General features: G+C 59.6%; 20 protein-coding genes. 3 read left to right on the top strand and 17 right to left on the bottom strand.

The features are described 5' to 3' along the window. Positions 1 to 150 precede the first annotated feature (150 nt). The 6 genes from HNQ72_RS19210 to HNQ72_RS19185 form a co-directional block, all read right to left on the bottom strand. Positions 151 to 918 (bottom strand): fumarylacetoacetate hydrolase family protein, encoded by a 768-nt coding sequence (locus tag HNQ72_RS19210; protein WP_183994302.1) that lies wholly within the window; start codon positions 916 to 918, stop codon positions 151 to 153. Positions 919 to 1,237: 319 nt separating this feature from the next. After that, on the bottom strand, positions 1,238 to 2,119 hold the full coding sequence (locus tag HNQ72_RS19205) for a dihydrodipicolinate synthase family protein (RefSeq protein ID WP_183994300.1): 882 nt from the start codon (positions 2,117 to 2,119) through the stop codon (positions 1,238 to 1,240). 24 nt (positions 2,120 to 2,143) lie between these two features. Beyond that, a complete protein-coding gene (locus HNQ72_RS19200) occupies positions 2,144 to 3,763 on the bottom strand; it encodes an ABC transporter ATP-binding protein (RefSeq protein ID WP_183994298.1) in 1,620 nt (539 codons plus the stop codon). Next, positions 3,756 to 4,688, bottom strand: coding sequence for an ABC transporter permease (locus HNQ72_RS19195; RefSeq protein ID WP_183994456.1), 933 nt, complete (start codon positions 4,686 to 4,688; stop codon positions 3,756 to 3,758). Before HNQ72_RS19195 ends, HNQ72_RS19200 begins: the two co-directional genes overlap by 8 nt. 14 nt (positions 4,689 to 4,702) lie before the next feature. Continuing rightward, on the bottom strand, positions 4,703 to 5,617 hold the full coding sequence (locus HNQ72_RS19190; RefSeq protein ID WP_183994296.1) for an ABC transporter permease: 915 nt from the start codon (positions 5,615 to 5,617) through the stop codon (positions 4,703 to 4,705). Positions 5,618 to 5,702: 85 nt separating this feature from the next. After that, positions 5,703 to 7,220, bottom strand: a complete 1,518-nt coding sequence (locus HNQ72_RS19185) for an ABC transporter substrate-binding protein (RefSeq protein ID WP_183994294.1) — start codon at positions 7,218 to 7,220, stop codon at positions 5,703 to 5,705. A 348-nt stretch (positions 7,221 to 7,568) separates the two neighbouring features. Between HNQ72_RS19185 and HNQ72_RS19180 the strand changes: the two genes are divergently transcribed. Genes HNQ72_RS19180 through HNQ72_RS19170 form a run of 3 tightly spaced genes read left to right on the top strand, consistent with a single transcriptional unit; the run spans position 7,569 to position 10,842 of the window. After that, the gene (locus tag HNQ72_RS19180) at positions 7,569 to 8,762 is read left to right on the top strand and encodes a sialidase family protein (protein ID WP_183994292.1); all 1,194 of its coding nucleotides are present in this window, start codon (positions 7,569 to 7,571) and stop codon (positions 8,760 to 8,762) included. Positions 8,763 to 8,764: 2 nt separating this feature from the next. Beyond that, the gene (gene pdxA / locus HNQ72_RS19175; RefSeq protein WP_183994290.1) at positions 8,765 to 9,724 is read left to right on the top strand and encodes a 4-hydroxythreonine-4-phosphate dehydrogenase PdxA; all 960 of its coding nucleotides are present in this window, start codon (positions 8,765 to 8,767) and stop codon (positions 9,722 to 9,724) included. Beyond that, entirely contained in the window at positions 9,721 to 10,842 is a 1,122-nt protein-coding gene (locus HNQ72_RS19170) for an iron-containing alcohol dehydrogenase (RefSeq protein ID WP_183994289.1), read from the top strand. Before pdxA ends, HNQ72_RS19170 begins: the two co-directional genes overlap by 4 nt. 97 nt (positions 10,843 to 10,939) lie before the next feature. Here the strand turns inward: HNQ72_RS19170 and HNQ72_RS19165 are convergent, their stop codons facing one another. The 11 genes from HNQ72_RS19165 to HNQ72_RS19115 all read right to left on the bottom strand — a co-directional run bounded on the left by HNQ72_RS19165 (position 10,940) and on the right by HNQ72_RS19115 (position 23,170). Then, positions 10,940 to 11,278, bottom strand: a complete 339-nt coding sequence (locus tag HNQ72_RS19165) for an HNH endonuclease (RefSeq protein ID WP_183994288.1) — start codon at positions 11,276 to 11,278, stop codon at positions 10,940 to 10,942. A 144-nt stretch (positions 11,279 to 11,422) separates the two neighbouring features. Further along, a complete protein-coding gene (locus HNQ72_RS19160) occupies positions 11,423 to 12,127 on the bottom strand; it encodes a FadR/GntR family transcriptional regulator (protein WP_183994286.1) in 705 nt (234 codons plus the stop codon). 2 nt (positions 12,128 to 12,129) lie between these two features. Next, entirely contained in the window at positions 12,130 to 13,158 is a 1,029-nt protein-coding gene (locus HNQ72_RS19155; RefSeq protein WP_183994284.1) for a four-carbon acid sugar kinase family protein, read from the bottom strand. A gap of 520 nt (positions 13,159 to 13,678) precedes the next feature. Next, a complete protein-coding gene (locus tag HNQ72_RS19150) occupies positions 13,679 to 14,875 on the bottom strand; it encodes an amidohydrolase family protein (protein WP_183994282.1) in 1,197 nt (398 codons plus the stop codon). A gap of 37 nt (positions 14,876 to 14,912) precedes the next feature. After that, positions 14,913 to 15,893: an ABC transporter ATP-binding protein gene (locus HNQ72_RS19145; protein ID WP_183994280.1), complete on the bottom strand. Its 981-nt coding sequence runs from the start codon at positions 15,891 to 15,893 to the stop codon at positions 14,913 to 14,915. Further along, positions 15,890 to 16,891: an ABC transporter ATP-binding protein gene (locus HNQ72_RS19140; RefSeq protein WP_244654452.1), complete on the bottom strand. Its 1,002-nt coding sequence runs from the start codon at positions 16,889 to 16,891 to the stop codon at positions 15,890 to 15,892. Before HNQ72_RS19140 ends, HNQ72_RS19145 begins: the two co-directional genes overlap by 4 nt. After that, the gene (locus tag HNQ72_RS19135; RefSeq protein ID WP_183994278.1) at positions 16,888 to 18,393 is read right to left on the bottom strand and encodes a chlorohydrolase family protein; all 1,506 of its coding nucleotides are present in this window, start codon (positions 18,391 to 18,393) and stop codon (positions 16,888 to 16,890) included. The genes HNQ72_RS19140 and HNQ72_RS19135 overlap by 4 nt, the downstream gene beginning before the upstream one ends. Then, complete coding sequence (locus HNQ72_RS19130) at positions 18,390 to 19,583, bottom strand: amidohydrolase family protein (RefSeq protein WP_183994277.1); 1,194 nt, start codon at positions 19,581 to 19,583, stop codon at positions 18,390 to 18,392. The genes HNQ72_RS19135 and HNQ72_RS19130 overlap by 4 nt, the downstream gene beginning before the upstream one ends. A 9-nt stretch (positions 19,584 to 19,592) precedes the next feature. Then, positions 19,593 to 20,561 (bottom strand): ABC transporter permease, encoded by a 969-nt coding sequence (locus HNQ72_RS19125; protein WP_183994275.1) that lies wholly within the window; start codon positions 20,559 to 20,561, stop codon positions 19,593 to 19,595. Positions 20,562 to 20,573: 12 nt separating this feature from the next. Continuing rightward, entirely contained in the window at positions 20,574 to 21,539 is a 966-nt protein-coding gene (locus HNQ72_RS19120) for an ABC transporter permease (protein WP_183994273.1), read from the bottom strand. 77 nt (positions 21,540 to 21,616) lie between these two features. After that, positions 21,617 to 23,170, bottom strand: a complete 1,554-nt coding sequence (locus HNQ72_RS19115) for an ABC transporter substrate-binding protein (RefSeq protein ID WP_373289465.1) — start codon at positions 23,168 to 23,170, stop codon at positions 21,617 to 21,619. Between the last annotated feature and the right edge of the window lie 209 nt (positions 23,171 to 23,379).

Here is a 23,379-nt window from a genome sequence, read left to right as displayed (position 1 = left end):
TCCTGCTGATAATCTCCTTGGTGATCGGGAGTTTAGCGAAGGCCGAACGAGGAAGCCTTTGTGCCTTGGACATTGTTGCAGCCTGCATGGCCGGAAATTAGAGGTCGTAACACGGCAGCAGAGCACGGCAGCGGCGAACAGTCGGAGAGTTTATGCCATGAGCACTACGTTTAATGCATACGCCTTGGATAGCAGAACTTCGACTTTGCCGGATCCCGGCAAAAGCATTGCGCCGGAAAGAGCACCGGTCGTGATAATCGCACCGGCCTCCAGCGAGTTTTTGGGGCGGGCACTGTCGTTGGCATAGGCGACCAGCCACGCAAGAACATCGCCAACCGGGTGCTTCGCCGGCCCCTTATAGATCGGATTGCCGCCCTGAGTGACGATTAGTTCAGCCTCACCCACCGTATCAATGAGAGTTTTAGGGACAGCCGGGCCTAGCACGTATCCGCGATTTCCTATGCGATCTGCCACGAAAAGCGGGAAAGACAACGTTCCGCCCTCCTTTATGGCAGACGACAATAGTTCCGCTCCGAGATAAGCCTCTGAAACCGCATCATAGATCTCTTCGCGGGAATAGAGATCGCTTTTGATCGGAAGGGATCGGCCGAGGCGAACGGCGATCTCCACCTCGAACTTCATGCCCGGAAGATAAGGCAATTCTGCATCGCGTGATGTTTCCACGTAAGGGTGCAGCGGCGCCACGACAGCATGTTTATCAGGGGACATCGCCACCTTCCAGGCGTTACCCGGCACGCCTTCTTTTGCGGCAAGCGTCTGCTGGGCCTGCATCGCGGTCGCCAGGTTCTGAGGCAAAGAAAATTCCGCGGTCGCTTGCGATCGGCACGCTTCGCGTAACCCATACAAGCTGTCGGCGAGCGCCTGAACATCGAAGCCCGTCAACGGACTATCGTTCATTTATCATCTCCGAATTGTTCAGGTTTTGACTTGGCGCGTCGGGTATCACCCTACTGTGCCGATATGCCGTTGTTACAAAGGTTTCGGAAGCTCAAGGCCAAGACGTTCGGTATGCGACAGCGATGAACCCATAATGCTGGCATATAAACGTCGCCTCGTTTACCGACACCCGCCAGACAGCAAGGAAATCGATTTCCCGTAGGCCGAGACAGGCCGCCATCTGGTAGCGCTGTACCGGTGCAACGGATGATTTCCCAGCCGGTTTCCTCAAGCAGTTGCGGCAACCGGCCATGCCGCCCGACCGGGCGACGTCCTCCCCTTAGAGCAAGCCAAACTTCTTCAGTGTCTCGCCGATCTTGGCGTCCTGCTCCTGATTGGGGAGAAGTGCCGGCTGACGGCTGGCGCCGACCGAAGCGTCCTGCAGATAGAGCGCGCGCTTGACCATGGCGGGCGGAAAACCGTGGGCGTAGAGGTCGGTGCGGAAGGCGGTGTAAATGTCCTGTTGGCGCTGGGCTTCCTCGATATTACCCGAGTTGAAGCCGCCGACGATGCCGGCGAGTACGTCCGGCATGGCATTGCCGAGGCCGGAAATGCAACCGGCGGCGCCGTTCTGCAGCGACCACAGGACGAGATGATCCGGGCCCGAATAGACTTCAAAACCTTCGACTTCCTTGGAAACCTGCAGATAGGCCGCAAGCGTTTCCTGCGCGCCACCACTATCCTTGATGCCGGCGATGTTGCCGTGGGCGGCCAGCTTGCGGGCGGTCTCCGGCTCGATGTGGTTCTGCGTGCGGGCCGGGATGTCGTAGAGATAGATCGGCGTGTTGACGGCATCGGCAACAGTGGAAAAATGGCGGATCAGGCCGTCCTGCGTGCAGGCTATGAAGAAGGGTGTGATAACGGCAATGCCGGTGACGCCGATGCGGTCGAATTCTTTGGCGAGCTGCAGTGTTTCGAAGGTGGCGGGCATGCCAGCATTGACGATGACATCGACCTTGCCGCCGACCTCATCGACAACTTCCTCGAGAAGCTTGATCTTCTCGCCGTGGGTCAGCGCGGAAAAATCGCCATTAGTGCCGGCGCACATGATGTTGTTGCCGGCCGCCACCTGACGGCGCACCTGTGCGCGCGTCGCTTCGTAGTTGATGGTTTCATCGTCGTTGAAGCATGTCACGATCGCGACAAAAGCTTTCTTGGTCATCATTCTACTCCGGTATCAATCAAATCAGGATGCTGTCGCCAGACGGGCGTTGCGATTGGCGGCCTGTACGTCTGGGTCGGGATCGAGGCTGGCGGCGAGAAGGGCCTGCGTGTAAGGCTTTTGCGGGTTGTCGAAGACCTGGGCGACGGTGCCGAATTCGACCACTTCACCCTTCTGCATGACCATCACGTAATCGGCGAAGTCCCGCACCAACGGAAGGTCGTGGGCGATGAAGATGAAGGCGATGCCCATTTCCTTGCGCAGCTTGTCGAGAAGCGTGATCACCTGCGCTTGGACCGAGACGTCGAGTGCCGAGACAGCCTCGTCGCAAACGATCAGCTGCGGTTCAAGCGCAAGCGCCCGGGCAATGGCGATACGCTGGCGCTGGCCGCCGGAGAACTGGTGCGGATAACGGCCCATATGTTCAGCGGAAAGGCCGACCTGGCCCAGCAGTTCGGCGACACGTTCGCGCCACTTTGCCTTGGGCAGGATTTCCGGGTGGATGACCCAGGCCTCGGAAATCAGCTGGTAGACCGTCATGCGCGGGTTGAGCGACTGGGTAGGGTCCTGAAACACCATCTGCAAGTCGCGGCGCAGCTTGAACAGGTCACCCGGCGACATGGTGAAAAGGTCCTTGCCCTTCCACTTGGCGGTGCCGCCATCGGCCTCTTCGAGACGCAGAAGGATGCGAGCGAGCGTGGATTTGCCCGAGCCGCTTTCGCCGACTACAGCGACGGTCTCGCCGGCCTTCAAGTCGAAGGACACGCCCTTAAGCGCTTCGAAGCCGCCATAGAACTTTCTCGCATCCTTCACGCTGAGGATAGCATCGCCGGAGGCTTCAGGCTCGTGCATCTCGCCTTTTCCGGGAGCGGCCGAGATCAGCTTTTTCGTATAGGCGTGCTGCGGGTTGTGATAGACCTCACGCACGGTGCCGCTTTCGACCAGCTGGCCCTTTTCCATGACGACGACGCGGTCAGCGACTTCCGACACAACGCCGAGATCGTGGGTGATGATCAGAACGCCCATACCGGTTTCGCGTTGCAGTTCCTTCAGAAGCGCCAGCACTTCCGCCTGCACCGTCACGTCGAGAGCCGTGGTCGGTTCATCCGCGATCAAGAGGTCGGGTTTGAGGGCAAGCGCCATGGCGATCATGACACGCTGGCGCTGGCCGCCGGAAAACTCGTGCGGATATTTGTCGAGCGCGCGTTCTGGATCGGGCAACGCTACTCGCTTGAATAGGCGCAAGGCCTCGTTTTGAGCCTGCGTTGAACTGATGCCGTGAGTTTTGAGCGCCTCGCGCATCTGCCAGCCGACCGTATAGACCGGGTTCAGGTGGCTGAGCGGGTCCTGAAAGATCATGGCGATACGGCGGCCGTTTACTTCACGGCGCTGCTCGGCATTCATCTTGAAGAGATCCTTGCCGTCGAGCAGGATTTCCCCGGACGTGATCTTGCCCGGCGGCATGTCGATCAGATTCATGATCGCGGAGGACGACACAGATTTGCCGGAGCCACTCTCACCGAGGATGGCGAGGGTTTCGCCACGGTCGAGATGGTAGGAGATGTTGCGCACGGCGTGCACGACACCTGATGCGGTATGGAAGTCGACCGATAGGTTGCGGACTTCGAGCAGATGATCAGCCATGTTTCGGTCCTTTCATTTCCAGGCGCCAGCGCTGCACGGGGTCGAGCGCGATACGCAGCCAGTTGGACAGAAGGTTGAGCGAGAGCGTGGTAAGAATGATCGCCAGGCCCGGCCAGAAGGACAGCCACCATGCATTGGTGAGGTACTGGCGGCCTTGCGAGATCATCAGGCCCCAGGTGATTTCCGGCGGCTGGATACCGATGCCGAGGAAGGACAGCGCGCTTTCCGCAAGCATGACATAGGCAAAATCGAGCGTCATCAACGTCGTCAGCGTAGGGATGACGACCGGCAGGATATGGCGGAAGAGGATACGCTTGGACGATGCCCCCATGACCCGCGCGGCCTGCACAAACATACGCTGGCGAATTTCCAGAACTTCCGCTCGGGTGGTGCGCAGATAGACAGGAATGCGGGTGATCGCGAGGACCAGCATGAGGTTGAGGATGGACGAACCGAGGATGTAGAGCACGATTACGGCCACCAGCAACGATGGAAAGGACATGATGACATCTGCCAGACGCATGATGACCTGGCTGACGCGTTCCGACGCAAAACCGGCTATAAGGCCGAGCAGCGTACCGATGATCGCCGAGATGACAACGGCACCGGCAGCAACCATCATGGTGTTCTGGGTGGCAACGATGATGCGCGGCCAGAGCGGGCGACCAAGCGCATCAGCGCCGAGCCACATATACCATTCGCGGTCGAACATGAATGGCGCAAGGTTACGGCCACGCAGGTTTTGTTTGGTAGCAAGCTCATCGAGCCATGTCGGTCCGATGATCGCCATGACGATGACGAAGACGAGGAAGATTGCGGCACAGAGGGCGAACTTGTCTGCCCAGAGCATACGCGCCATGCGCACAATGGCGCTTGGTTCTTCCGCGACTGTTTCTTTTGGGGTGTGGGTCGATTGAATGGCCATGGTCATGTCGATCCTCAGTAGCGGATGCGCGGATCGAGAAGCGCGTAAGCGAGATCGATCACGAGGTTCATGAGGAAGATGGCGAAAGCGGTGACGAGGATCGCCGCCAGCACGACGTTGAAGTCACGCTGGAGAATACTGTCGATCATCAGCTTGCCGACGCCGGGGAACCCGAAGATCGTCTCGATGACGACAGCGCCGTTCAGGAGGCTAGCCGCCTGATCGCCGATGACGGTGATGACCGGCAACATGGCGTTGCGCAGTGCATGAACGAAGATGATCGGGCCGGATTTGACGCCTTTGGCGCGTGCAGTCTTCACATAAGCGGAAGAGAGCGCCGAGATCATCGAGCCGCGCACCACCTGAACGATGATGCCGAAGGGACGCACGAACAGTACGCAGATTGGCAGGATCCAATGGGTGAGCGTACCGGTACCGGAGGTCGGCAGCCAGGAAAGCTGGATGGCGAAGATAACGATGGCGACAATCGCCAGCCAGAAATCCGGCACAGAGGCGCCGATCAACGACAGCATCGAGGAAAAGCGGTCGAAAAAGCCACCGGTACGGAAGGCTGCAAGCGAACCGACGACAATGGCGCAGACTGTGACCAGCGTCATGGTAATGACCGCAAGCCATAGCGTCCATGTGAAGGCCTCAAGCACGACATCAAGTGCGGGACGGGCCTTGCGCAGGCTCTCCCCCAGATCACCGGTGACGACATTGCCGACGTATTGGCCAAACTGCACTAGAAGCGGCTGGTCCAGCCCATGCAGGGCACGGAATTCGGCCTTCATTTCGGCCGATGCTTCGACGGGAAGAAAGAGCGATGCCGGATCGCCGGTCAGGCGGGATAAAAAGAACACCATGACCAGCAGCCCGATCAGCGAGATAAGGCTGGCGAGGGCGCGTTTGCGGATGAATCTAAGCATTGGGACCTCGATCTTGCTGGAATGGACGGCGAACGCCTCGCCGTCCACTTCGCTTCGATAGGGCGATCAAATCGCCTGGCGGTAGTTAGTTCTTGAAGCCGATTTCGGAGAGCTGCAGCATCCCGTTGGTGGCAATACTGGGCTTGAAGTCCAGGCGTTCGGACACGCGAGAGTAACCGACCATGTGGAAGAGCAGAACGTCGGCGACAAGATCGTCGTGGACATAGGCGATCAGCTGCGACCACAGTTTTGCACGCTCATCACCGGTGGCAGCCGAAGCGCGGGCGATGAGATCATCGACCTTGGGGTCTGCGTAGCCGGACTGGGTACCCTTCGAGTCGTATTTGAAGAACATGGTGAAGGACGGGTCACCCTTGGAGTTGTCGTGCATGGCAGCGACAATGATGGGTCCGCGACCGTCCTTGAACGGTTTCGAGTAATAGACCTCATGTTCGGCAACTTCGACAAACTTCAGGTCGATCTTGAAGCCAACCTCCTGCAATTGCGCCTGCACGGCTTCCATGATTTCCGTCACGTTGGGGAAATTCGCAGTACGTGCAACGACTGTGATCGGGGTGTCGACCGGAACGCCGGCAGCCTTGGCTTCCTCAAGCAGCTTCTTGGCCTGATCTGGATCATAGGGGAAAACCTTCACATCCGGATTCCAGCCGAGCGTGGTCGGCGGCACAAGGGCTGTTGCCAGAACAGCATCCTGCGGCACGAGTGTCCCAAGGAAGGCCTGACGGTCGATCGCCAGATTGAGCGCCTTGCGAACACGGACATCGTTAAGCGGCGCGATGTTTCCGTCGATACGCAGATAGACGGTTTCGCTGTCGAGATAGGAGAAGTCTGTCTTTTCGTTCGTGGCTTCGACCTGCGAGATCGAAGGCGCGAGATCGGCTTCACCAGCCTGAACCATGGCGGCGCGGACGGCAGGGTCGGCGCGGAAGACGTAGGTTGCCTTGGTGACGGCGGGCTTTTTACCCCAGTAATCGTCACGCGCATCAAGCACGATCTGCTGGCCCGGCGTCCAGTTGGACAGCTTGTAAGGACCGGTACCAACCGGCTCGCGAACGAATTCCAGCGGTGTGCCTTCCGGAACGATGGTGACGAGTGACAGGAGCAGCGGCAGGATCGGCTGAACTGGATCAACCTTAAAATCGATCGTGTTGTCGTCGACGACCTTCACATCAAACTTCATGCCACCGAAATAGCGGCGGGATTCGCAGACATTCTTGTCGCTGAAAATGCGGTCGAAGCTGTATTTGACATCCTTGGCGCCAAAAGCCTTGCCGTCGGAGAACTTTACGCCCTGACGCAGATGGAAACGCCAGGCGCCATCGCCGGTCTGTTCCCATTTTTCAGCCAAGCGCGGCATGACGCCCTGCTTGGTGCGCACGTCGAGCTCGGTCAGCGTTTCGCTGACGTTTTCCATGATGACGCGACCGATATTGGAGCGGGTCGCCATGCAAGGCTCGAGCAGGTCGGCTTCTTCCGGCAGAACGATCTTGATATCCGTCGATGCGGCATGAACCGGCGCAATGCCGGCACCGAATGCTATGACAGAGCCCAGAACGGCTCCAAATAGATGCGAGGTTTTCATGTCATTTCCTCCCTCTGGGGTGCATGTCGCACCGTTTGCTGTTCATCTCGCGGCGCCTTGGCGTTCGCGTTCTGAAGGCCTTCCTCCTGAAGCCCTGTGCGTCGGTCGGGATGCCTCCGTCCTTAACGATCGCCTTGATCGAGCTGGCACCGACCATCGGATTTCTTAGCAAGTTTGTCAAATTAAATATTCAAAACCATCAATTTGTACAAAATCGCAACTCATAAAGATATTTAATTTCAATAAGATACGTCACGTCACGCGACCTTCAATAGCAAATTCCGGTTTTTTTCAAACTTGACAACTTTGTTATTTGGGTGAATTTCATAGGGTCAAGAGGAGACCCCTATGACGCCTGAACAGATTGCAACCGTCATGACCGGCGCGGTCAAAGCCGCGGGAAACGGACGACACGAGGCCATGCTGGCTTCGCCGATGATCCAGAACCATGCATCCTTCCTGCATCTGGCCGATGACGGTGCGCTGATCTGCGCATGGTTCGGTGGCACGCTCGAAGGGAAATCGGATATCTCGATCTTCGCCTCGGTTCTGGCGGAAGGATCCAGCCAGTGGGGTGAACCGCAGCGCTTGAGCTTCGATCCAGACCATTCCGAGCAGAACCCGGTTCTGTTTGCAGCCCCCGGCGGCGAACTGTTGCTGTTCCACACTTCGCAGCCTTCCGGCAATCAGGACGAATGCCGGATCCGCATGGCAGAAGTTTCTCGCGATGCCAGCAACGCAACGAAGCTGGCAGCTGGCGAGGGACGTTATCTCGATCTGCCGCGCGGCTGTTTCGTCCGCGCGCCGCTTACCGTGCGGGAAGATGGTGCATGGCTTTTACCGATTTTCCGCTGCATCCAGCGCCCGGGCCAGAAGTGGAACGGCAGCCATGATCGCGCGGCGGTCGGCATTTCCGAAGACCGGGGCAAGACCTGGCGCCTGGAAGATCTCGACCAGTCGACCGGCTGCGTACACATGAGTCCGGTCTCGATCGGTGAGCAGAAACTGGCAGCGGTGTTCCGTCGCCGTCAGGCCGATTTCGTCTATCGCACCGAAAGCGCCGATGGCGGCCGCACATGGTCCACCCCGCAGGCGACAGATGTTCCCAATAACAATTCGTCGATTGCCGCGATCACCCTGAAAGACGGGCGTATCGCGATTATCTGCAATCCGACAAATGCGGAGATGTCGAGCGATCGACGCGCCTCGCTTTACGACGAGTTGGGCGAGGATGACGACCGGCCGGATGCCAATCCGGATGGCGGTTGCGTGCCGATCTGGGGCGTGCCGCGCGCACCGGTTTCCGTCTGCATTTCCGATGACGGAGCAAAGAGCTTTTCGCAGCGGATCGTCATCGAGGACGGCCCCGGCACCTGCATGTCGAACAACTCCATCGACGGCCACAACAAGGAAATGTCCTATCCGTGGCTGCTGGAAGGGCCAGACGGCAGTCTCCACATCGCCTATACCTACTACAGGCGCGCCATCAAATATGTTCGTCTGGCCCCCGGCTGGGCTGACGCTGCACAAGCGGGAGAATAATCATGAGCAATATCATCGGCATCACCATGGGCGACCCGTGCGGCGTCGGACCGGAAATCACGGTTCGGGCGCTGGCCGAAATGGGTGACGCGGACCGCGCCAATACCCGCATCTACGGCAACCTGCCGACGCTGGAAGTAGCCCGCAAGGCGCTCAACGTCGATATCGATCTCGCCCCTTACGTCGTCGACCTGCCGATCGAAGGCGCGCCGCTGCCGTGGGGCACGCTGTCGCCGGTTGCAGGTGATGCCGCCTTCCGCTTCATCGAAAAGGCAGTACGCGATGCCGAAGCCGGAAAGATCGGCTGCGTTGTCACGGCACCGATCAACAAGGAAGCGCTCAACCTTGCCGGCCATCATTACGACGGCCATACCGGCATGTTGCGCAGCCTGACGAAATCGGCGGCGGCCTATATGCTGCTGGCGTCTGAAAGGCTGAAGGTCATCCACGTTTCGACCCACGTTTCGCTACAGGAAGCGATCCGCCGCGCCACGACCGAACGGGTGCTGGCGACGATCAAGGCCGGCAATGACCACCTGAAGCGCACCGGTTATGCCGCTCCGCGTATCGCTATTGCCGGCATCAATCCCCATTGCGGCGAAAACGGCCTGTTCGGCACCGAGGATGACGACCAGATTGCCCCGGCGGTTGCCGCTGCCCGTGCCGAAGGCATCGATGCCTACGGCCCGATCTCGGCCGACACCGTGTTCCACCGCGCCTATTCCGGCGCCTTCGATCTGGTGGTCGCGCAATATCACGATCAGGGCCATATCCCGATCAAACTCGTCGCCTTTGATACTGCCGTCAACGTCTCCGTCGACCTGCCGATCGACCGTACCTCGGTCGACCACGGCACCGCTTTCGACATTGCCGGCAAGGGTATCGCCAACCATGGCAACATGCTTGAAGCCATCGCCTATGCCCGCAAGCTGGTGAATGGCGGTAAGGGAGGCAAGGCATGAGCAGCGCCCCCGTCATCATCCTGCACCAGCCCAAAAGGCTGATCATCGGCGCCGGCACCATTGCCGAAGTTGGTAACTGGGCAGGCGACGTTTCCTCGACCCTGGTGATCGCAACGCCGATCACCGCCGGTTTTGTTGATCGCCTCAAATTGCCGGGCAAGGTCGCCATGTTCGACGCCATCCCCGGCGAACCTGAAATCGCCACGCTCGATGCGGCGCTGGCGGCAGCGCGTTCGGCCAAGCCGGATCTCGTCGTCGGTCTCGGCGGCGGTTCGGTGATGGATGTCGCCAAACTGGTGGCAGCACTTTGGGATGGCGAACAGACACTTCTCGACGTTGCCGGTCCCAATAAGGTCGCCGGCCGCAAGACTCGCCTGGCGCAGGTGGCGACCACGGCGGGCACCGGTTCTGAAGCGGGCATCCGCTCGCTCATCACCGATCCGGTCAAGGGCAACAAGATCGCGGTCGAAAGCCCGCATCTGATCGCCGATCTCGCCGTGCTTGACCCCGAACTGACCTATTCCGTGCCGCCGGCCGTCACTGCCGCAACAGGTGTAGATGCCATGGCGCATTGCGTCGAGGCCTTCACCAACAAGCGCGCCCATCCAATGATCGACGGCTTTGCCCGCATGGGCTTTCATCTCGTCGGCAAGTTTCTGGCCCGCGCGGTCAAGGATGGATCGGATCGTGAGGCGCGTGAAGGCCTGATGCTGGCTTCCTATTACGGCGGCATCTGCCTTGGCCCGGTCAATACGGCGGCAGGCCATGCCATTGCCTATCCGCTCGGCACGCTGCTGCACCTGCCGCACGGGCTCGCAAACGCTATCGTGTTTCCGCATGTCCTGGCCTTCAATCAGCCGGTCGCAGCTGACAAGACGGCGGAAGTGGCAGAAGCGCTGGGTCTCGGCAAGGGGCTTTCGCAGGCTGATCTCAGCGGTGCGGGGCATGCCTTCTGTGCCGATCTCGGTATCGAGATGTCGCTGGCCAAGCATGGCGCTACTGAGGAAGACCTGCCGCGGTTTGCGGCTGACGCGCATGCCATCCGCCGGCTGATGGACAACAACCCGGTCGATATGAGCGTCGAGGATGTTTTGGGGATTTACCGGGCCAGCTTCTGAAGAGGCTGGTTTGGAGGAGGGAGGCGGCTCGAGCGATCGTGCCGCCTTTTTCACATCTATGGCGGTTTTTATCTATGCGCCGCTGGACGAACGTCTTTTATCTCCGCCCTCGGCCCTGCTGCGATTCCCTTGCCGAGCCGGAAAAGCCGGCAGGCTTGTTTTTCACCCAGGCAACGAATTTCTGGATCTCGGGGTTCTCGAGGATGGCCTCGATCGTCGAAAATGTCTTGGCGAGCTGCGCATTCGTGAAGACGGCATGGATCTGGTCATGGCAGACCTTGTGCAGCAGAACGGTCTGCTTGCCGCCCTTGCTTTTCGGAACAAGGTGATGGGCATCTTCATCGTCAGCCGGGATCATACGTTCGCACAGCGGGCAAAGCGTCGGCTCCGGCTCCTCCTGCGAAGAAGTGAAATCCTCTCTGATCTTGCGGGCCATCGGTCTTCTGCCATTTCGTCTAAAGGATGCGCGCGAGCGCTCATATCGCTCCCGTCGACACGGGTTCCATGCCGCCAGATACCGCTTCTACCGCCGGGGAGCAACGATGTTTCGAAAACAGTTTGGCTGGACGGAGCCTGAAAGCTACTGATGCGACGACTGGAACAGCCGTTCGCGCGACCCCTTCAAATGTTCCAGCATCAAACGCCGCGCCTCGCCCTCGTCGCGGTTGGTGATAGCCGAAGCAATCGCCTCATGCTCTGCGAACACGCGGGTGAGACCGGAGACTTCCCGCTTGATCGAGGCGCCGTGGAACTTCATGCCGACAGCGATATGATCTTTCAGCGCTTCCATGGCGGTGGAAAAATAGCTGTTCTGGGCAGCGCGGGCGATGGCGAGATGGAATTGGAAGTCAGCGTCTTCGCGATGCGACTGGCGATTGGTTGCGTCGCGCAGCAATTCAAGCGCCTGGCGGATCGCCTTCAGACTGTCGGCATCGTGGCGGGTAGCAGCGGCGGCGGCAGCAGCCGGCTCCAGTGTCAGGCGGAACTCGTAACAGTTAAGGAGATCGGCAACGTTTTCCAGCTGGCCGAAACCGAGCGGATTGCGCAGGCCCACGGAACGAACGAAACTGCCGGCGCCACGACGGGAATAGATCAGACTCTGATCGCGCAGGCGTTTCAGCGCCTCACGGATAACCGGGCGCGATACTTCGAATTCGGCAGCGAGATCATGCTCCGTCGGCAGGCGCTCGTCAGGCTTGTACGCGCCCGATTTGATGGCGCGCAGCATGCGTTCGAACACGACATCGGCGAGGCCCTTGCGGGCGGTTCCTGTTTCCAATCCCATTTTCAACCTGCTTTCTGCAGGACCGTATCTGCAATTTGTTTCAAAGTATCGGGATGGCCGAAACCACCGGATTTGGCAATGATGCAGCGCCCTTCCGCCGAGGCCAATCCGAGACCCGGCAGGCACTCACCATGAAGACGAAGCCGCGCAAGGCCAAGCCGGCGCAGCACGGCTTCCGCCGTCGCGCCACCCGAGAGAAGCAGCGTGCCGTCGTAATCGGCGAAATACCGTTTCAGACCATCAGCCAAAGCTTCCGAGACGAGCTGTGGATCTATCTCTTCCGTGCCCGGCGTCGCCTGCAACAGCGTCAACTCGGAACCGGTATCGCTTGCCGCATCCAGATGGCCGTTGGGCGCCGCGAGATAGTTCAGACTATGGCTGTCACGTAGGGTATCGATCTGCCTGAGCGTGATCGGATCGCGCGAGCCGATTACGAAAGCGATCCGGCCGGCCGGAATGGTTGCCGCTTGCGTCGCTGCCCTTGCGGTCATGCGACGAGCCAACGCTTCGGCGAGGCCTCGGGCACCGATCAGGAGATCCGTGCCGTCACCCTCCGCGTCAGCCAGAACAGCATCCATATCGGTAGACGTGCGGGTGTCGGGAATGTGGGTGCTGGCGGCATGGGAGCCCAGTCGATCGGCAATCACGATCGGCGTCTCTATACCAAAGCCAGCGACACGACCATGCTCCACGATCCGATCGAATTCGGGAATAGCCGGTGCGACGAGCGCGCGTGCGAAAGGTATCGCATCCAGTTCGGCCGAGATATTACCCTTGAGGCGGGAATCGACTTTCTTGAACATCTGCGTGCCCTTGGGCAGCAGAGAGATCACCTCAGCGGTTGCGGCACGCGCTTCGTCCGCCGAAATTTCGCGCGTATTGAGATTGATCGACAAGACGTCGGGACGATCCTCGACGATACGGCTGATAGCCTCACGAGCAAGCGCGACTTCCGTGCGAAGACCACGTCCAGCAAAAGGGGCCGCTGAGTCGAGCGCGCCGGTCAGATCGTCCGCGAGAATGGCTAACATATGTCTCCGCCTACCTATGTTGTAATCTTTATACCACAAAAAAATGCTTAAATGTCAACAATAATGTAACTCCAAATGACAAATACGAAGACATGATTTTGTCAAATGTCGGCGCGTCTTTAGCCCCCTCCCCGTGCGCGTCTGCGGGGAAAGAGGCGACCATGATCAATCGGGAGATGTTGCAGGTGGTCGGGGGAACGAACCGAGGCCGTTTAGCCGCTCCGATCTCCCGCGGGTCGATCATAGGCGACTACGGGGAACCGGCAGGCGGAATTCTTCCGGCGAATTTCGCTGACTGAAAGAGGATAGAATAGGCTCGAAGCAGCCAGGCCTTCGGCTACACGGAAGGCGTTGATCCAATGCAAAACATTGAAGAGAAATGCTGCCGCCGAATGACCTCAGCGACAGATCCTTTCTTGCCGCTACGATAACGCAACGGCCTTCCATGGCTGTTTAATACGCTCTGCGCGGGCACCGTTTTCGTTGAGCCCGAACGGCAGCTAAAGCGTGAAATTTTCGACTATTGCCTGTAGATCTTGCCACTCTCGGCGACCAGACGTCCTTCCTTGAAAACCTTACGATTTCCGGGGAAGCCAACAACCGCTTCCGGAATATGCTCGGCAGCAATGGCGACGAAATCCGCTTTGGCGCCGATTTCGATACCGTGATCTTCAAGCCTGAGTGCCTTCGCACCCGCGGTGGTGACGATATCGAATGCCGCCTGCAACTCGGCATCGGTGAAGAAGCCGGAACGGTAACCGATAATCTCTGCTCGACGCAGCATGTCGCCATCGCCATAGGGCCACCAGCTATCGCGGATGTTGTCGCTACCGCTGAAGACGTTGACGCCTTCGCTGCGCAGCAACGCGACAGGCGGAAAAGTGTGATGTCCCGGTGCATTGGTCATGATCGAGATCCCGCTCCTGGCAATCTTTGCGGCAATCTTGCGGGCAGCGTCAGGTGCAAGGTCGCCAAGACCATAGGCGTGGCTGATCGAGACATGTCCCTGCATGCCGAGCGCCTCCGTCCGGGCACAGATTTCCTCGATGGTGAAAGCTCCCATGCTGCCGCCTTCATGCAGATGAATATCCGCATCGACACCGCGTTTTTCAGCGATACCGAAAACGACATCGAGATGGGCGCTGACGTCACGATCGAAACTCGCCGGATCCAGACCGCCGATCAGGTCAGCGCCGAGGCCGATTGCCTCGTCGAGTAATTCGGGAGTACCGGGGCTTTTGAGGATGCCGCTCTGCGGAAAGGCAACGAGCTGGATATCTATGATATCCTTGTATTTTTCCTTCACCGCCATGATCGTTTCAAGCGACTTCAGCCCGACCGAAGCATCGACCATCACATGGCTGCGCATCTGCAGCGTGCCATGCGAAACGCAAAGTTCCAGCTGCTTGATGGCGCGTTCCGCCATAGGCTCCGCTTTCGCCATGTTATCAGCCTGGAAAGCGACCCGTTCGTGCACGTCGAAACCGTTGGTGCAGGGCCGATGCGGCACCCATTTTCCGCCGTAGAAGCTCGTATCCAGATGGATATGCCCTTCGACGAAACCCGGCACCAGAAGATCACCCGCGATATCGATGACATTGCCGGAGGCGGGTGACGCTGTCGTAGCCTGGATGCCGGTTATGCGGCCATTCTCGACATGAATATCGTGCAGTGCTCCATCGGAGAGCTTCGCATTGGTGAAAATTGTCTTCGTCATGATCGGGTGTTTCCTCAAGATCTTATCGTGGAAAGGCTCAGGTGGCGGGCGCCAGATGACAGGCAACCGTGCCGCCGCCCGCCCGTGCCCGAACCTCGGGTGCCGTTTTGCTGCATTGATCCGTTGCCATCGGACAGCGCGGATGGAAGGCACAGCCTTTCGGCGGATCGAGCGGGCTTGGTGGTTCGCCGCCCATCAGTTCACGGTCGCGATTGGGAGCCGCGACATCGGGGATCGTCTGAAGCAGCAGCTGCGTATAGGGATGCTGCGGATTGGCAAAAAGCGCCTCGGTATCGGCTTCTTCGACGATCCGCCCAAGATACATGACCGCAATACGGTCTGCCATGTGCCGCACGACGGCAAGATTGTGGCTGATGAAAAGATAGGTCAGCCCGAGTTCGTCCTGAAGGCGGCGCATCAGATTGAGGATCTGTGCCTGCACCGAAACATCGAGCGCAGAGGTCGGCTCATCGCAGACCAGGAATTCCGGCTCGCTGGCCAGCGCCCGGGCAATCGAGATACGCTGGCGCTGCCCACCGGAAAACTCGTGCGGGTAACGTTTGCCATCGTCCGGAGAAAGACCGACGGTGCGCAGCAATTCGGCGACACGCGCTTCGGTTGCTTCCGCGCCGCTGCGAAGGCCAAACTCGCGGATCGGCTCGGCAATGATATCGCCGACGCGCCAACGCGGATTGAGGCTTGCATGCGGATCCTGGAAGATCATCTGGGCTTCCATCGGCCTACCACGCCCCCTGCCCTTTACCGCGGGCGCAAACAGGATGGCGCCTTCGCTCGGGGCATAAAGCCCGGTGACAAGCCGCGCCACGGTGGACTTTCCGCAACCGGACTCACCGACAAGCGCGAGGCACTTGCCTTTTTCGACAGTGAACGTGACATCCTGAACCGCATGCAGGTAGCGCTTCGGCTTGCGATCGATCACCCGGTTCAACCAGGGTGCGGAGACATCGAAGGTGCGGGAGAGCTGATCGACCTCCAGGGCATTGTTTGCGCTTCTCACTGAACACCTCCATCATGAACGAGGCAGGCAACACTGCCCTGCCCTTCCGTTACCAACGCCGGACGGACCTGGCGGCATCGAGACCCCGCATCCAGACAGCGCGGGTTGAACGCACAGCCCACAGGAATGGCATTCAGCCGCGGCATTGCACCATCGATCTGGGCGAGCCGCTCGACACGGGCGCCGAGAGCCGGGATCGATCCCATCAGGCCGCGCGTATAAGGATGCTTCGGCCGGCTCAGCACCTCTTCGACCGGGCCGATCTCGATCACGCGACCGGCATACATCACAGCCACCCGATCGGCGGTTTCCGCGATTACGCCCATATCGTGCGTCACCAGCATAACGCCCGTGCCGTGTTCGCGGCACAGCCTGCGCAACAAAGCAGTAATCTGCGCCTGGATAGAGACGTCGAGCGCCGTCGTCGGCTCATCGGCGATGATCAGTTGCGGATTGCCTGCAAGCGCCAGTGCGATCACCACACGCTGGCGCATGCCGCCGGAGAACTGATGCGGATAATGATCGATGCGCTCATCTGCGCCGGGGATGCCGACCTGTTTCAAGAGTTCGATGGCTCGGGCACGCGCATCCATGCGGCTTCGGCTCGAATGCAGCCGAATGGTCTCGATCAATTGCTGACCAACGGAAAACAGCGGATTGAGCGAGGTAAGCGGGTCCTGAAAGATTGCGCCGACCATGCTGCCGCGGATCGATGCCATCTCCGCTTCGCTCAGTTTATCGGTCCTCTTTCCACCGATGCGAATTTCGCCGGAAGACACGCGACCAGGCGGTTCGAGCAGGCCGAGAACGGCCATCCCCGTCATCGATTTACCCGCACCGGATTCACCGACGACGCCCAGTATCTCGCCGCGCTTGATGGTCAGAGAGACATCCGAGAGTGCGGTCAGCACACCTTTACGGGTTGGGAACTCGACCGAGAGACCTCGAACATCCAGCGCGAGTGCGTCAGATGCTGGTGGGTGAGTGGACATGCTCATGACGCAACCTCGCTCTGGCTGAGATGCAACGGATAGCTTGGAGGAAAGATCGTCTCGACCGGCGGATGCCCGTAGGTGCGTTCGGGATAGTGCCCGACCAGCCCATCGAACTGTGCCTGCGCCCGGTCGCGTGCAGCCGCGAGGTCAATGCCGGCAACCTGTCCGTCACGCATGGAGAGGCGACCGTCAACGATCGTCGACCGCGTAACGCGCCCAGTCGCGCCGTAGACAAGCGTCTGGATGGGGTCGATGCGCGGTGCGATCATGCGGTCTGCCATGTCGAAGACGGCAATATCGGCCTTCGAACCAACGGCAAGCCGTCCGAGATCTGGGCGGTTCAGAGCGTCGGCTCCGGAAATCGTCGCGGCATCATAGAATTCGGCAGCAGATCCGGCATCACCGCGGCCTTCCGCAATGCGGTTCGCCATCAGGCCGACCGACATGTTGAGCACCATGTCCGGCGGCGCGGTGTCGGTGCCCATGCCGATACGGATACCCATCGCCTTCAGACGCGAGAAGGATTTGAGCGCAGAACCATGCCGCGCCGACACGAGTGGGCAATGGGCGACCGAAACACCGCTCGCCGCATAACGGGCGAGATCGTCGTCGGTGGCGACCGTTGCATGTGGCGCGATCAGGCGCGAGGAAAGCAGGCCCAGACTGTCCAACCATTCCGGTGCCGTGACCCCATGCAGCCGCCGCACCGTCTGCAGCTCCATCTCACCCTGCGCCATATGCAGCCGCACCGGCAGATCCATCTCGCCTGCATGAGCGAATGTCCGACGCAGCAGGGTTTCCGTACAGGTTTCGACACGATCCGGGGCGAACATGCCCGAAATCAGGCCACCAGCCGTGCCGTGAACACATCCCGCAAAAGCCGCAGCTGCTTCGAGCTCTGCCAGCCCTCGTTCCTCGTCGAAGACGGGCTTCATCGCACCAGCGTCATCAAGAATCACGCCGCCGCTGCGATAGGCCGGCCCGAGCCAGACGCGCAGGCCGAGCTCTTCGGCCGCAACAGCGGCCGCCTCGAATTCGGCGACCGTCTCGCCCCAGGCTCGATAGAAAAGTGAAGCGATCGGCAGCGCCGAAGTAATGCCGTTCAGAAGAAGCTGCGCGAAGGCATAACGCTTCTGAAAGGCGAGCTCTTCCGGGCTGTACATTTCATAAGCGCGCCCGGCATAGTCCGAAGGCCAGACACGCCCCTTTTTCCAGCCGGGCTGGTTGTCCATGCCCAAAACCGTCGTATCGAGGTCGGAGAGCGCGTCGAGATCGACGAAACCTGGGCCGATCAGCGCTTCTCCCATGTCGTAGCGCGCGGCAAGTTCGCCCTCGAAGCGCTTGCCGATCCAGATGACGCGGTCGTTTTCGATCACCACCTCGCCGTTTTCGATCAGCCACCGCCCTTCCGGCAGATCGGCCACGATGAAACGTGCGCCGAGAGCCCAGCGACCGGGTGGCCGTTTGCCGAGCGGAAGATCAGACCAGTTCCTGTCTACCCTCATGGCCGTTCCCGCAGGCTCTTGCCGTCACGGGCGACGACGTTTCCGGCTGTGACCACCAGCTTGCGCAACTGATGCGTAACGAGCGCCTCACCGACCGTTTCGCCTTCAACGATCACCACATCTCCACGTCCGCCGACTGTGAGACTGTGGTCCTTGCGATCGATCGCCATTGCGCCGCCAGTCGTGCAGACATCGAGCGCCATCAGCAATTCGTCGTCGCGGCGCAGATTGTTCTTCATGCCGAGCAACATGGCGCGTTCCAGCATGTCGCCATTGCCGTAAGGCCCCCATGTGTCGCGAAAACCGTCGACGCCGGCACCGAAGCGTACGCCGGCAGATCGTAACCGCTTCAGCGACGGTACGTCCCGCGACGGCGGTGCGGTGGTCAGGATCGGCACGTCAAGTTCGGCGCAGGTATCGATCAGCGCTTGCGAGATATTCCAGTCGGGAAGCGCAAGGCAGAAGGCGTGGCTGACCGCGACCTTGCCCTGCATGCCGGTGGCGCGGATGCGCTCGAAGATCATCTCCATCGAAAACGCACCAAGTTCGCCGAGTTCATGGAGGTGGATATCGATGCCCTTGCCGTGTTTTCCGGCGAGCGCAAAAATAGCGTCGAGATGAGCTTTGGGGTCGCGATCCATGCCGCATGGATCCAGCCCGCCGACGAGATCCGCGCCCATGGCCATTGCCTGATCAAGCAGTTCGACCGTCCCCGGCCGGCGCATCAGGCCGGATTGCGGGAACGCGACAATCTCGATCTCCACCACTCCGGCCAGCTGGCGGCGGGTTTCCATCACGCCTTCCAGCGCCACCAGACCCTGATCGGTGTCGATATCCACATGGGTGCGGATCAACGTCGTGCCGTAACCGACAGATTGCAGCGATTGGCGCATGGACTGGACATGCGCATCGAGGCCGTAGTCGCGTTTCACCTTGCGCTCGTTGTCGATCTTGTCGATCAACCGCGGTCCGACTTCGTTTACATACCAAGGATAACCGAGCAGCGACTTGTCGAGATGAGTATGCGCGTCGACCAGGCCCGGAATGGCGATGCGGCCACCCACGTCTTCAGTGTGGACACCTTCGGCAACAAGTCCCGACCCGATTGCGGTAATACGGCCGTCCTCGATGAGGATGTCGGACGCATCGGCCCCCATGGGTCTCGCATTTTTAATCAGAAGATCACTCATGGATAAGCCTCAGCGCAGTTTGGGATTGAGAACATCACGCAGCCAGTCGCCCAGCACGTTGATCGAGACGACGAGCAGACAGAGCTGCAGGCCGGGGAAAAGGACGATCCACCATTGCCCGGAAAACAGGAACTGGTTTCCGATCCGGATCAGCGTGCCGAGCGACGGTTGTTCCGGCGGCATGCCGACGCCGAGGAAGGAAAGCGTCGCTTCGATCAGGATACCCAGACCGAAATTCAGCGTCGCCGTCACCAGAAGCGGCGTGGTAGTGTTGGGAAGGATATGCTTGATCAGGATACGCCAGGTCGGCACGCGGATAAGGCGTGCGGCCTGCACATATTCCTTGTTGCGCTCGACCATGGTGAGCGCCCGGACCGTGCGCGCATATTGCACCCAGGCGGAAAGCGAGATGGCAAGCACGATGACGCCGGAGGCACCGACCTCACGCAATGACGGCGGCAAAGCCTGCCGTGCAAGTGCCGACACGAGGATAGCAATCAGCATGGTCGGCATCGACAGAAGCACGTCGCCGGCGCGCATCAGCAGACCATCCGCCCATTTGCCATAATAACCGGCGACCAGCCCAAGCGCCGAACCGACGATCAGCGACACCGCGACAGACGCTGCGCCGATGACGATCGATGCCCGCGAGCCATAAAGGATGGCGGAAAGCAGGTCGCGTCCCTGGGTATCCGTGCCGAGAATAAACGGCCATTGCCCATCTTCCATCCAGATCGGCGGGATCTCGGCGTTCAAAAGGTCAAGCGAGGCGAGATCGTAAGGGTTCTGAACGGTGATCAGGGGTGCGAAGAACGCCGAACCGATGAGTAGCAACAGCAGGATTGCGGCGGCAACGGCAGACGGATGATGCTTGAAGCTCCACCACAGATCGGAATCCCGCAGGCGAGCAAGCCATGAGGGAGCCGTTCGGACTTCCTGTTTGGCGGTGTGTTCGGCAGTATTTACAAGAGGTGGCATGATTGTCTCCCGTCACGCAGCGCGCAGACGCGGGTCGATCACCGCGTAGGCGATGTCGACGAACGTGTTCAGCGTCACGAAGATGAAGGATACGATGCAGAGATAGGCCGCCATGACCGGAATATCGACGAAGGTGACGGCCTGCATGAACAGCATGCCCATGCCCGGCCACTGGAAGACCGTCTCGGTAACGAGCGCAAAGGCGATCAGGTTGCCCACCTGCATGGCAGTCAGCGTCACCACCGGCATGAGACAGTTCTTCAGCGCATGACGAAACCAGAGCGCTTGCCGCTTCACACCGCGGGCGCGAGCAAACTTGATGAAATCGGCCCGGAGGATTTCCAGCATTTCGGCGCGGACGAGCCGCATGACCAGCGTGATCTGGAAAAGCGACAATGACAGTGCCGGCAATACGACGGCGGCACGACCGGATGGCGTCAGCAGCCCCGTCGACCACCAGCCAAGCTGCACGACCTCACCGCGGCCATAGCCCGGCAACCATCCGAGACTGACGGAAAAGGCAAGGATCAGGATGATCCCGACAAAAAAGCTCGGCAGAGACACGCCGACAATCGAGGAAAACTGCAGGCCTTCCGCCCACCAGCGCCCGCGACCGATCGCGGTGAAGACGCCGAGCGGAATGCCGATCGCCAGCGAAAGAATGGTGGCGATGATGACCAACTCGAATGTCGCGGGAAAACGCTCGCCGATCAGGGTGATGACATTCTGCTGATTACGCCAGGAAAGGCCGAATTCGCCCTGGGCGGCATTGGTGACGAAACGCAGGTACTGCACCAGAAAGCCGTCATTCAGGCCGAGGCGGGTGCGCAACTCGTCGCGCTCCACCTGGGTGGCGCTTTCGTTCACCATCATCTCGACGGGGTCGCCGAGGAAACGGAAGATCAGGAAAGCGAAGAAGGCAACGGTCAACATCACGAGGATGGCGTTGCCGACGCGCTTTACGAGGAAGGCGATCATGGTCGCTGCGTCCCTGTTTTTTTAAGATAGGAAGGGCGCCCCTTGCCGGTGTGATCGACGGCAAGGGGCGTGGCGACTTACATCTTCACCAGCCAGAGGCGGGGAAGATTGTCCGAGAAGAGCGGGAAATCCTTGATCTTCGCGGAGGTCGCCCAAGCGAGCGGCTGCTGGTGCAGCGGGATCATCAGGGCATGGTCCTTGGCGATTTTCAGCGACTGCGCTTCCAGCGCAAGGCGTTTGGTTTGGTCGAGTTCGACGGCTGACGCTTCCGTCACCTTGTCGAATTCCTTGTCGGACCAGCCACCCCAGTTGAATATGCCGAACGAGCCTTCCTTCGTATGCAGAACCTGCGAGGTCAGGCTGTAGGTGTCGAGCATGGGCAGCGTTGCCCAGCCGAGCGTGTAGACATCCACTTTACCAGACGAGCGCTTCGGTGTCTGAACCGCACGGGTACCCTGATCCAGCTTCGGCTTGAGGCCGACACGCGACCACATGGAAGCGACGGCCTGGCAGACCTGCTCTTCGTTGACGAGGGTGTCGGCACAGTTGAACTCGAATTCGAAGCCTTCGGCACCCGCTTCCTTCAGGAGAGCCTTGGCTTTTTCCGGATCGGCCTTGACCGGCGTATCGAGCGCAGCGTCATAACCCGGGATCTGCGGGGCAACGAGCGCACCGGCATTGCGGGATTTTCCGCGCATCACCTTCTTGTTGATGAGGTCGAGATCGATGGCGAGCTGCATTGCCTGGCGAACGCGCAGATCCTTCATCGGGTTTGCAGCGCCGGACAGAAGCTGGTCACGCTGGGAAAAGCCGATCATGACAGTACGAAGGTCGGTTCCTTCCAGAACCTTGACCTCGGGTGAAGCAGCAAGCCGCGGTAGATCCTGTACCGGCGCCTGATCTGTGAAATCGATATCGCCCGCGAGAAGGGCGGCAACACGCGTAGCCGGTGAGGCAATCGGGGTCAGTTCGATCCGATCGATATTGTGCTGGGGCTTATCCCACCAGCCATCGAACTTGGTGAAGACCGTCTTTGCGTCAGGCTGGCGGCTTTCGACCTTGAACGGGCCGGTGCCGTTTTCATTATAGGTCGCATAACCTTCGGTACCGGATCCGACATCGGTCGGCGCTTCGGCATTGTTGTCCTTCAGCCAGCCGGCATCGAAGATGTAGATGGTCGTGAGGTCGTTCGGCAGCAGCGGATAGTTGGCCGAAACGTCGATCTCGATCGTGTGTGCGTCGATGACGCGTGAGCCCTTATAGGCCGGGATATTGCCACGCAGAGGCGACTTCGGGTTCGAAGCACGCTGCAGCGAAGCCTGTACGTCTTCGGCAGTGAAGTCTGCGCCATTGTGGAACTTGACCCTTTCCCGCAACTTGAAACGCCAGGTCGTCAGCGAAACGATTTCCCAGGATGTGGCGAGCGCAGGCTCGATCTTGAGATTACGGTCGTAGCGAACCAGCCCCTCATAGGCGTGGTTGAGGACGCCGAGCGCAAAACTGTCGCCGTAGGAATAGGGATCGAGCGAGCTGATGTCGCGCGAGGCACCCCATTTCAACGTTCCGGCCATGGCTGGCATTGCCAAGGCGAGAAGCGCAACGCCTCCCACCAGAATTCTCGATAATTGCATTGATAGTTCCCCTCGGATTGCATGCAATGCCCGCAAGACGGCGCTTGAGATCGGACCACATGTCGTTGAAACCGGTTGCTGTAGGCGGCTTTTGCGCTTTCTCTATCAGCTTGAGACGAGGCTAGATCAGAACGAATGCAAACTCAATAGATAATTGCATGCAATTTATTCGACTGGATGACGTACGATTTTTATGCGATATGCAGATA

Origin of the sequence: Aliirhizobium wenxiniae (assembly GCF_014201355.1) — a bacterium.
GTDB classification, from domain to species: Bacteria; Pseudomonadota; Alphaproteobacteria; order Rhizobiales; family Rhizobiaceae; genus Neorhizobium; species Neorhizobium wenxiniae.
Note: the sequence above shows the minus strand (reverse complement) of the source record. Positions and strands in the feature narration are given on the sequence as shown.

Coding starts and splice junctions, on each gene's coding strand:
- pdxA (WP_183994290.1), top strand. CDS start 8,765: ATGAGCAATATCATCGGCATCACCATGGGCGACCCGTGCGGCGTCGGA.
- HNQ72_RS19195 (WP_183994456.1), bottom strand. CDS start 4,688: ATGGCCATTCAATCGACCCACACCCCAAAAGAAACAGTCGCGGAAGAA.
- HNQ72_RS19135 (WP_183994278.1), bottom strand. CDS start 18,393: ATGAGGGTAGACAGGAACTGGTCTGATCTTCCGCTCGGCAAACGGCCA.
- HNQ72_RS19170 (WP_183994289.1), top strand. CDS start 9,721: ATGAGCAGCGCCCCCGTCATCATCCTGCACCAGCCCAAAAGGCTGATC.
- HNQ72_RS19180 (WP_183994292.1), top strand. CDS start 7,569: ATGACGCCTGAACAGATTGCAACCGTCATGACCGGCGCGGTCAAAGCC.
- HNQ72_RS19140 (WP_244654452.1), bottom strand. CDS start 16,891: ATGAGCATGTCCACTCACCCACCAGCATCTGACGCACTCGCGCTGGAT.
- HNQ72_RS19130 (WP_183994277.1), bottom strand. CDS start 19,583: ATGAGTGATCTTCTGATTAAAAATGCGAGACCCATGGGGGCCGATGCG.
- HNQ72_RS19115 (WP_373289465.1), bottom strand. CDS start 23,170: ATGCAATTATCGAGAATTCTGGTGGGAGGCGTTGCGCTTCTCGCCTTG.
- HNQ72_RS19155 (WP_183994284.1), bottom strand. CDS start 13,158: ATGTTAGCCATTCTCGCGGACGATCTGACCGGCGCGCTCGACTCAGCG.
- HNQ72_RS19205 (WP_183994300.1), bottom strand. CDS start 2,119: ATGACCAAGAAAGCTTTTGTCGCGATCGTGACATGCTTCAACGACGAT.
- HNQ72_RS19165 (WP_183994288.1), bottom strand. CDS start 11,278: ATGGCCCGCAAGATCAGAGAGGATTTCACTTCTTCGCAGGAGGAGCCG.
- HNQ72_RS19210 (WP_183994302.1), bottom strand. CDS start 918: ATGAACGATAGTCCGTTGACGGGCTTCGATGTTCAGGCGCTCGCCGAC.
- HNQ72_RS19190 (WP_183994296.1), bottom strand. CDS start 5,617: ATGCTTAGATTCATCCGCAAACGCGCCCTCGCCAGCCTTATCTCGCTG.
- HNQ72_RS19150 (WP_183994282.1), bottom strand. CDS start 14,875: ATGACGAAGACAATTTTCACCAATGCGAAGCTCTCCGATGGAGCACTG.
- HNQ72_RS19185 (WP_183994294.1), bottom strand. CDS start 7,220: ATGAAAACCTCGCATCTATTTGGAGCCGTTCTGGGCTCTGTCATAGCA.
- HNQ72_RS19120 (WP_183994273.1), bottom strand. CDS start 21,539: ATGATCGCCTTCCTCGTAAAGCGCGTCGGCAACGCCATCCTCGTGATG.
- HNQ72_RS19160 (WP_183994286.1), bottom strand. CDS start 12,127: ATGGGATTGGAAACAGGAACCGCCCGCAAGGGCCTCGCCGATGTCGTG.
- HNQ72_RS19125 (WP_183994275.1), bottom strand. CDS start 20,561: ATGCCACCTCTTGTAAATACTGCCGAACACACCGCCAAACAGGAAGTC.
- HNQ72_RS19200 (WP_183994298.1), bottom strand. CDS start 3,763: ATGGCTGATCATCTGCTCGAAGTCCGCAACCTATCGGTCGACTTCCAT.